This is a genomic window from Variovorax sp. P4_D9, from assembly GCF_056401695.1.
The window spans coordinates 1-8,302 of record NZ_JBFUIU010000394.1; the positions used below are offsets into that span (position 1 = coordinate 1).

Below are 8,302 nucleotides of genomic sequence, written 5' to 3' on the forward strand. Positions count from 1 at the left end.
CCGCAGTCCTGCGTCGGGCGTGGCGGCCAGCGCACGGCCGGCATCGTCGCCCAGGATGCTGAGCGCACCGATCAGGTCGACGCGCAGCAGCAAGCCGTCGAGCCGCTCGCGCAGCACCTCGGCCGCCAGCCTGGCACGCGCCTCGGCCCGCGGGCCCGCGTAGGAGATCTCGCCTTCGGCCAGCCAGCCGCCCTCGTGGCAGACGTTGACCTTGTAGTGCGCCGGCCGCGGATGGCCGCGCACGCCGCGCAGCGACACATGGTCGGCGCCGAGCCCCTCGACCTCGGCCTCGGCGATGTCGGCGACGACGTCCGGCGTGAGATAGGCGGCGGGATCGTGCACTTCATAGAGCAGTTGCTCCTTGACGGTCGCCTCGGTCACCAGGCCGCCGGTGCCCTCCGCCTTGCCGATCGTGCAGCTGCCATCGGCCGCGATCTCGGCGATCGGGAAGCCGACCCGCGCGAGCCCCGGCACGTCCTTGTAGCCCGGATCGGCGAAGTAGCCGCCGCAGACCTGGGCGCCGCATTCCAGCAAGTGGCCCGCCATCGTGGCCCGGCCCAGCTTCTCCCAGTCGTCGCTGCGCCAGCCGAAGTGCGAGAGCGCCGGCCCGACAGTGAGCGAGGGATCGGCGACGCGCCCGCAGACCACGATCTGCGCGCCCGCATCGAGCGCGGCCGCGATCGGGTCGGCGCCGATATAGGCGTTGGCGCTGACCAGCCGGATGCCGTCCATCTGCGCGCCGAGTTCGCGCCACAGCAGCGCGAGCTGCGCGGGCGCCGAAAGGTCGTCGCCCTGCACCACCGCGATCTTCGGCGGCTCGGTGCCGAGTTCGCGCGCCATGCGCGCGATGTGCCGTGCGGCGGCGCGCGGATTCGCGGCGCCGAAGTTGCTCACGATGTGGATGCCGTTCGCCAGACAGCGCGCCAGCACCGGGCGCAGCATGGCGTCCAGCAGCGGCTCGTAGCCGGCCTCGGGATCGGCACGGCGGCGCAGCTGCGCGAGCGCCAGCGTGCGCTCGGCCAGGGTTTCGAAGATCAGGAAGGCACGCTGGCCCTCGGGGCCGCGGGCCAGCCGCGCGATCAGCGTGTCGACCACGGGACCGGCCGCATCGGTGCGGTCGCCCGAGAAGCCGGCGGCGCATCCGATCAGGAGCGCGGGACGTTGGATGGAGGTCATATGCGTTGCACTGTAGACCCGGGAATATCATCCGTAAAATCGAAAGTTCGGATCAATTGATCCGCAATTCAAATAAGCCATGAAGCATCCGGATCTGTCCAGCCGGCAGCTGCGCGCCTTCCTCGCGCTGGCCGAGCAACGCAACTTCACGCGCGCGGCGCAGACCTGCCACCTTTCGCAGCCCGCCTTCAGCGCCTTGATCCGTACATTGGAAGAAACGCTGGGCGCCCGGCTCTTCGACCGCGACACGCGCAGCGTGCAACTGACGCCCGAAGGCCGGCTGTTCGAAGGCCCGGCGCGGCGCCTGCTGGACGACATGGGCAGCGCGCTGGCCGACCTGGCCGACCATGTCGAGCGGCGCACGGGCCGGGTGCGCGTGGCGGCGCTGCCCTCGCTCGCCGCGGGCTGGCTGCCGGCGATCTTCAAAGAGTTCCAGCAGCGCTGGCCGGGCATTACGCTGGAACTCGACGATGCGCTGTCGGATGCCTGCATCGCGCTGCTGCGCGGCGGCCGGGTCGACTTCGCGCTCGCGGCGTCGGATGCGGGCACGGCATCGGCCAGCGACCTGGTGGCGCGCCGGCTCTGCAGCGACCGCTTCCACCTGGTCTGCAGAGCCGACCATCCGTTGGCCACCGAGCCACGCCTGACGCTGAAGAAGCTCGCGCCCTGGCCCTTCATCCAGATGACGCGCAACAGCAGCGTGCGGCAGTCGATCGACGCCGTGCTGCATCCGCTGCGGCTCCAGACCACCTTCGAGGTCGAGCATCTGGCAACGGTGATGGGACTGGTCGAGGCCGGCCTGGGAATCAGCGCGGTGCCGGCGCTGACGCTGTTCCACTTCCGGCGCGACACGCTGGTGACGCGGCCGCTGGTGCACGCGGCGCTCCAGCGCACGGTCTACATCGTGCAGCGGCGCGAAGGCAGCCTGTCGGTGGCGGCGCAGGCGCTGCACGCGCTGGTCGTCGCGCGGCTGGGCAGCCTGAGGCCCGCTTGAGCCGCGGGTTTGCCGCTCAYGCATCGATCCTGCATTCGCTCACCATCCCGGGGCCCGCTCCTACATTCGCCGCGCGCCGTTTCCGAACAATGAGTTCATCCAATCACTGAAAGGTGGACATCATGAATACGAGACTCTGGATCGTGGCCGCGGCGGCCACGGGCATCATGACCCYGGCCGGCTGTGCCGGCGGACCCAACCAACAACTGGGTACCGCGGGCGGCGCGGTGGGCGGCGCGCTGATCGGCAATGCGATCGGCGGCAACACGGCCTCGACGGTCGGTGGCGCYGCCGTCGGCGGCCTGATCGGCAACCAGGTGGGGCGCAACGTCGACGAGCGCAACTACCAGCAACGCTACTACCCGTCGAACAACTACTACCCGAACAACGGCCCGCGCTATTGAGCAAACTTGAGCCGAGCCAGAAAAGCGCGCCTGCGGGCGCGCTTTTTCGTGGCGGCGCGTAGCGCCCGTATAAACGCGGCATGACACAACCGACTCTGCTGGCGATCGCTTCGGCCCTTCTGCTGGGCGCATGCGCGTCGACGATCCGCAGCCCGACGCCCGCGGCCGCCCCTGAGCCTGCGAGCACCGCCTGCCCCGCGGGCATCACCGCCGGGACCCGTTGCTACAGTGGCCAGGACAGCGCGGGGGCGTTCTTCTGGGTCGGGATCCCGGCCGACTGGAACCGCGTGCTCGTGATGCATGCGCACGGCGGCCCCGAACTGGGCGCACCGACGCTGGCGCGCGCCACCGAGGACCTGCAGCGCTGGGCCGTGACCGTGAAGGCCGGCTACGCCTGGGCCGGCTCGACCTACCGGCGCGGCGGCTATGGCGTCACGATGGCCGCCGAAGACACCGAGCGACTGCGGGCCTGGTTCGTGCAAAACTTCGGCGCACCGCGGCGTACCGTGCTGCACGGCCAGAGCTATGGCGCCGGCGTGGCCGCCAAGGCCGCCGAGTTGTACGCGCGGGTCGATGGCCGCAAGGGTCCGTACGACGGCCTGCTGCTCACCAGCGGCGTGCTCGGCGGCGGCACGCAGGCCTACGACTACCGGCTCGACCTGCGCGTGGTCTACCAGGCGATCTGCAACAACCATCCTCTGCCGACCGAGCCCGCCTATCCGCTGTGGCAAGGATTGCCGCGCGACGCGAAGCTCGGCCCTGCGGAGCTGGTGCGACGCATCGACGACTGCACCGGCGTGCGCAAGCCGCCGGCCGAACGCAGAGCCCAGCAGCGCGCCAACCTTCAGGCCATCCTCGACACGGTCAAGATTCCCGAACGCTCGCTGGTCGGCAACATGAACTGGTCGACCTTCCTGTTCCGCGACCTGGTGCAGGAGCGGCTCGACGGCGGCAATCCCTTCGGCAACGTCGGCGTTCGCTACAGCGGCTCGCGCGACGACGCGGTGCTGAATGCCGCGGTGCTGCGCTACCGCGCCGACCCGGTTGCGGTGGCCAAGCTGGCAGCCGACAGCGATCCCACCGGCCGCGTCGAGATCCCCACGCTGAGCCTGCATGCGATCGACGACCCGACCGCCTTCGTCGAACTCGAATCGAGCTACCGCGGCGTGCGCGAGCGGGCCGGCACGGCCGACCTGCTGGTGCAGACCTTCAGCCGCGAATCGGAGCACAGCTATCTGAGCGATGCCGAGTACCCGGCGCTCTTCGCGGCGCTGCTCGACTGGATCGATCACGGCACGAAGCCGACGCCGGCGGACATCGAGGCCCGCTGCAAGACTTTCGAGCCGAGCTTCGGCAGGGGCTGCCGCATCGATCCGGCCTACGCGCCGCAGCCGCTGTCGGCGCGCGTGCCGGCCCGCCAGCGGCCGTAGGGCCTGTTGCCGGCGAGGGCCTCAGCGCGCCGTCGACGCGCCGCGGGCGCGCCAGGCGCCGAACAGCGCGATCAGGCCCGGCACCAGGATCAGCGCCCAGATGACCTTCTCGAGGTTGTCCTTGACGATCGGCAGGTTGCCGAAGAAGTAGCCGACCGTGCACAGGCCGACCACCCACAACAGCGCACCCGCGACGTTGAAGAGCGTGAACTTGGTGCGGGTCATGTCGGCCACGCCCGCCACGAAAGGCGCGAAGGTGCGGATGAAGGGCAGGAAGCGCGCCGCGATGATCGTGACGCCGCCGTAGCGTTCGTAGAAGTCGTGCGCCTGGTTGAAGGCATTGCGGTTGAACAGGCGCGAGTTCTCCCACTGGAAGACCTTGGGCCCGAAGTAGCGGCCGATGCTGAAGTTGCACTGGTCGCCCAGGATCGCCGCGGCCAGCAGGATCGGCACCGCTAGGCCGAAGCTCATCAGGCCGGCGCCGCACAGCGCCCCGACGATGAACAGCAGCGAATCGCCGGGCAGAAAGGGCATCACCACCAGTCCGGTCTCGACGAAGACGATCAGGAACAGCAGCCCATAGACCCAGGGCCCGTAGGCGATGACGAAGGCTTCGAGGTGTTTGTCGACATGAAGGATGAAGTCGACGAGAAAGGCGATGATTTCCATGACGCGCATTATCCCGGTGGCCGGAACACGCCCTTCTAGAATGTCCCCGTGAGCGCTCTTCCCTCTTCCATCGCCCCCGCCGCGCGGCGCCCGATCCGCGAGCTTCCCGACGAACTGATCAGCCAGATCGCGGCCGGTGAAGTGGTCGAGCGGCCGGCCTCGGTGGTGCGCGAACTGCTCGACAACGCGCTCGACGCCGGCGCCCGGCAGATCACCGTGCGACTCTCGGCCGGCGGTGTGCGCCTGATCTCGGTCGAGGACGACGGCCTGGGCCTGCCGCGCGAGGAACTGCCGCTGGCCCTGCGCCGCCACGCCACCAGCAAGATCGCCAGCCTCGGCGACCTCGAGACCGTCGGCACGATGGGCTTCCGCGGCGAGGCGCTGGCCGCCATCAACGCCATTGCCGAACTCAGCGTGCAGTCACGCTTCGCTGGCGCCGACGGCGCCTTCGCGCTCGACGGCCGCACCGGCGAATTGCGTCCGGTGGCGCGAGCCGGCGGCACCACGGTCGAGGTGCGCGAACTGTTCTTCGCCACGCCCGCCCGGCGCAAGTTCCTGAAGACCGACGCCACCGAGCTCGCGCATTGCATCGAGGCCGTGCGCCGCCATGCGCTGGCGCGTCCCGAGGTCGGTTTCTCGGTCTGGCACGACGGCCGACTGGTTGAGCAGTGGCGCGCCGCCGCCGAACGTGACCAGCGCCTGGCCGACACGCTGGGCGACGACTTCGTGAAGAACAGCGTGGCGGTCGACCGGCAGGCCGGGCTGGTGCGCGTGACCGGCCGCGCCGGCATTCCCGATGCGGCGCGCTCGCGCGCCGACCAGCAGTTCTTCTATGTCAACGGCCGTTTCGTGCGTGACAAGGTGCTGGCCCACGCGGTGCGCAGCGCCTACGAGGACGTGCTGCACGGCCAGCGCCAGCCGGTGTACGCGCTCTATCTCGAGATCGATCCGGCCCGGGTCGATGTCAACGTGCACCCGACCAAGATCGAGGTCCGCTTCCGCGACGGCCGCGAGGTTCATCAGGCGGTGCGCCATGCCATCGAGGACGCATTGGCCGCGCCGCGGGCCGGCGAGGCGGCCGCGGCGCCGGCCGAACCCTTCTTCAAGCCGAGGCTGGCGCCCGCGTCGGCCTCGTGGACGCAGCCGGCCATGCACTTCGGCGGCGAGCGCGGGCTCGGCGATGCGGCGGCCATGTGGCCGGCCGCGCCACGTGTTTCGCCGGCGCAGGATCCGGCGCCGGTCTTCGCTTCGGAGGCCGCCGCGGATTTCGCGACCGCCGCCGGCACTGCTGCGGCGGCCGAGCCGGCTGCTTCGAGCGGCGCCGAGGCCTGGCCGCTGGGCCGCGCGCTGGCCCAGTTGCAGGGCATCTACATCCTGGCCGAGAACAGCCAGGGGCTGGTCATCGTCGACATGCACGCCGCGCACGAGCGGATCGTCTACGAACGCCTGAAGACCCAGCTCGACGGCGCCGCCATCCGCAGCCAGCCGCTGCTGATCCCGGCGACCTTTGCCGCCACTCCCCAGGAGGTGGCCACCGCCGAGGCCTGCGCCGCGGTGCTGCCCGCGCTCGGCCTCGAGATCACGCCGTTCTCGCCGCGCACCTTGGCGGTGCGCGCCGTGCCCGGAACCCTGGCCGATGGCGACCCCGTGGAACTGGCCCGCAGCGTGCTGGCCGAACTGGCCCAGCACGACGCCAGTACCGTGGTGCAGCGGGCCCAGAATGAGCTGCTGTCGACCATGGCCTGCCACGGGGCCGTACGCGCCAACCGCAAGCTGACTCTCGATGAGATGAACGCCCTGCTGCGCCAGATGGAAGCCACGGAACGCTCCGACCAGTGCAACCACGGGCGGCCGACCTGGCGCCAGTTGTCGGTGCGGGAACTCGACGCGCTGTTCATGCGCGGGCGCTGAGCCGTCTTTTTCCTTCGCTTACAAAACTTGAAAACGGACTAAATAGCAGTCAAAAGCGTTACAAATCCTAGGGTTTACCGGGTCATCGACCCGGTCGGCACGCCCGTTGCATGGGGTCTGTTGTTGAACTTTCTGGCCCTGTGGCCTGTCTTTCAGCCTTCCATGAAATCCTGGTCCCTGTTCGCATCCGCCACCGCCCTGGTCGCCCTGCTGGCCGGCGGCTGTTCCACGCTCGACGAACGCCAGCGCGAGTGGATCTTCCAGCCCAGCGACCGCAGCTGGGGCAATTCGGAAGCCATGAGCCAGGGCATGGACGACGTCTGGATCGATTTCAACTCCTCGCTGACCGGGGAGCCGGCGCGCCTGCACGGCCTGTGGCTGGGCGGCGCACCAGAATCGGCCGATACGCCCGTGCTGCTCTACCTGCACGGGGCCCGCTACAACGTCGCCGGCTCGGCCCCCCGCATGCGCCGCATGCACGAGCTGGGCTTCTCGGTGCTGGCCATCGACTACCGCGGCTTCGGCAAGAGTTCCAAGGGTTTACCCTCAGAAGATTCGGTACGCGAGGATGCCCGCGCGGCCTGGGCCTGGCTCGCGGCCCGGCACCCGAAGCAGCCCCGCTACATCTTCGGCCACTCGCTTGGCGGCGCCATCGGCATCGACCTGGCGTCGCGCGTGAACGACGAGAGCGGCACCATCGTCGAAAGCACCTTCACCTCGATCGCCGACGTGGCGAGCAGCTTCAAGTGGGGCTGGCTGCCCTTCGGCCCCTTCATCACCCAGCGTTTCGAGGCCATCAGCAAGGTCAAGGACATTGGTGCGCCGCTGCTGGTGGTGCATGGCGCCGCCGACAGCCTGATCAACCCGACCCTCGGCAGGAAGCTCTACGACGCCGCGACCGTGCCGAAGATGTTCGTGCTGGTCGAGGGCGGTTCGCACCACAACGCCAATTCGATCGGCCAGGCGCAGTACCGCGCCGCGCTGTCGCAGCTCTTTCGCATGAAGGAGCCGCCGACCGAAACCGCGACCAGCGCGGAACCGCAGCCGCCCGCGAAGCCGGCATCGCTGCCCCCCGTCCCTGCGACCACACCTTCGGAAACCACCGCCCTGCGACCGATCCGCCTGACCAGCCCGGCGATCTGAGCGCCCCCCGGCGCCGCGCCGCGCCGCGTTTGTTAACCTCGGGCGCATGCCGCTTCCCGTCGCACCGGCCCTTTCCCTGCGCTACGTGGCGCTCGCCGGCCCGACCGCCTCGGGCAAGACCGCGGCCGCGCTGGCCATCGCGCGCGAGCGACCGGTCGAGATCGTCAGCGTCGATTCGGCGCTGGTCTACCGCGGCATGGACATCGGCACCGCCAAGCCCAGCGCCGCAGAGCGCGCCGAAGTGCCGCACCACCTGATCGACATCCGCGACCCGCGCGAGGCCTACAGCGCGGCCGCCTTCGTCGAGGACGCCCGGCGCCTGATCGGCGAAATCACGGCGCGCGGCAGGCTGACGCTGCTGGTCGGCGGCACGATGCTCTACTTCAAAGCACTGGCCGAGGGCATCGACGCGATGCCCGCGGCCGATCCGGCGCTGCGCCAGCGGCTCGAAGCCGATGCCGCCGCGCTCGGCTGGCCCGCTATGCACGCCCGCCTGGCGGAGGTCGATCCGATCACCGCGGCGCGGCTGGCGCCGAACGACAGCCAGCGCGTCCAGCGCGCGCTCGAGGTCTGGC

At 70.0% G+C, this 8,302-nt stretch carries 8 protein-coding genes; 6 read left to right on the forward strand and 2 right to left on the reverse strand.

Features of this window, described 5'->3' with window-relative positions:
* The coding region (locus tag AC1DY5_RS32335) for an acyclic terpene utilization AtuA family protein (protein ID WP_478118131.1) at positions 1-1,176 on the reverse strand (1,176 nt) is incomplete at its 3' end.
* Positions 1,177-1,255: 79 nt separating this feature from the next.
* Between AC1DY5_RS32335 and AC1DY5_RS32340 the strand changes: the two genes are divergently transcribed.
* The 3 genes from AC1DY5_RS32340 to AC1DY5_RS32350 all read left to right on the forward strand — a co-directional run bounded on the left by AC1DY5_RS32340 (position 1,256) and on the right by AC1DY5_RS32350 (position 4,004).
* Complete coding sequence (locus AC1DY5_RS32340; RefSeq protein ID WP_478118133.1) at positions 1,256-2,170, forward strand: LysR family transcriptional regulator; 915 nt, start codon at positions 1,256-1,258, stop codon at positions 2,168-2,170.
* A gap of 122 nt (positions 2,171-2,292) precedes the next feature.
* Complete coding sequence (locus AC1DY5_RS32345) at positions 2,293-2,574, forward strand: glycine zipper domain-containing protein (RefSeq protein ID WP_478118134.1); 282 nt, start codon at positions 2,293-2,295, stop codon at positions 2,572-2,574.
* An 80-nt stretch (positions 2,575-2,654) separates the two neighbouring features.
* Positions 2,655-4,004: an alpha/beta hydrolase gene (locus AC1DY5_RS32350; protein WP_478118136.1), complete on the forward strand. Its 1,350-nt coding sequence runs from the start codon at positions 2,655-2,657 to the stop codon at positions 4,002-4,004.
* Between the two features lie 21 nt (positions 4,005-4,025).
* Here AC1DY5_RS32350 and AC1DY5_RS32355 read toward each other — a convergent pair whose 3' ends face one another.
* Positions 4,026-4,673, reverse strand: coding sequence for a DedA family protein (locus AC1DY5_RS32355; protein ID WP_478118138.1), 648 nt, complete (start codon positions 4,671-4,673; stop codon positions 4,026-4,028).
* A gap of 48 nt (positions 4,674-4,721) precedes the next feature.
* On the opposite strand from AC1DY5_RS32355, the gene mutL reads away from it, so the two are divergent.
* The 3 genes from mutL to miaA form a co-directional block, all read left to right on the forward strand.
* Positions 4,722-6,584: a DNA mismatch repair endonuclease MutL gene (mutL, locus tag AC1DY5_RS32360; protein WP_478118139.1), complete on the forward strand. Its 1,863-nt coding sequence runs from the start codon at positions 4,722-4,724 to the stop codon at positions 6,582-6,584.
* Positions 6,585-6,746: 162 nt separating this feature from the next.
* The gene (locus AC1DY5_RS32365; RefSeq protein ID WP_478118141.1) at positions 6,747-7,727 is read left to right on the forward strand and encodes an alpha/beta hydrolase; all 981 of its coding nucleotides are present in this window, start codon (positions 6,747-6,749) and stop codon (positions 7,725-7,727) included.
* A gap of 46 nt (positions 7,728-7,773) precedes the next feature.
* Positions 7,774-8,302 (forward strand): tRNA (adenosine(37)-N6)-dimethylallyltransferase MiaA (gene miaA, locus AC1DY5_RS32370; protein WP_478118143.1); only part of this gene is annotated, 529 nt, incomplete at its 3' end.

What these genes read in the sequence shown, in the direction of transcription:
- AC1DY5_RS32340 (WP_478118133.1), top strand. Translation starts at nt 1,256, where the DNA reads ATGAAGCATCCGGATCTGTCCAGCCGGCAGCTGCGCGCCTTCCTCGCG.
- AC1DY5_RS32350 (WP_478118136.1), top strand. Translation starts at nt 2,655, where the DNA reads ATGACACAACCGACTCTGCTGGCGATCGCTTCGGCCCTTCTGCTGGGC.
- AC1DY5_RS32355 (WP_478118138.1), bottom strand. Translation starts at nt 4,673, where the DNA reads ATGGAAATCATCGCCTTTCTCGTCGACTTCATCCTTCATGTCGACAAA.
- AC1DY5_RS32365 (WP_478118141.1), top strand. Translation starts at nt 6,747, where the DNA reads ATGAAATCCTGGTCCCTGTTCGCATCCGCCACCGCCCTGGTCGCCCTG.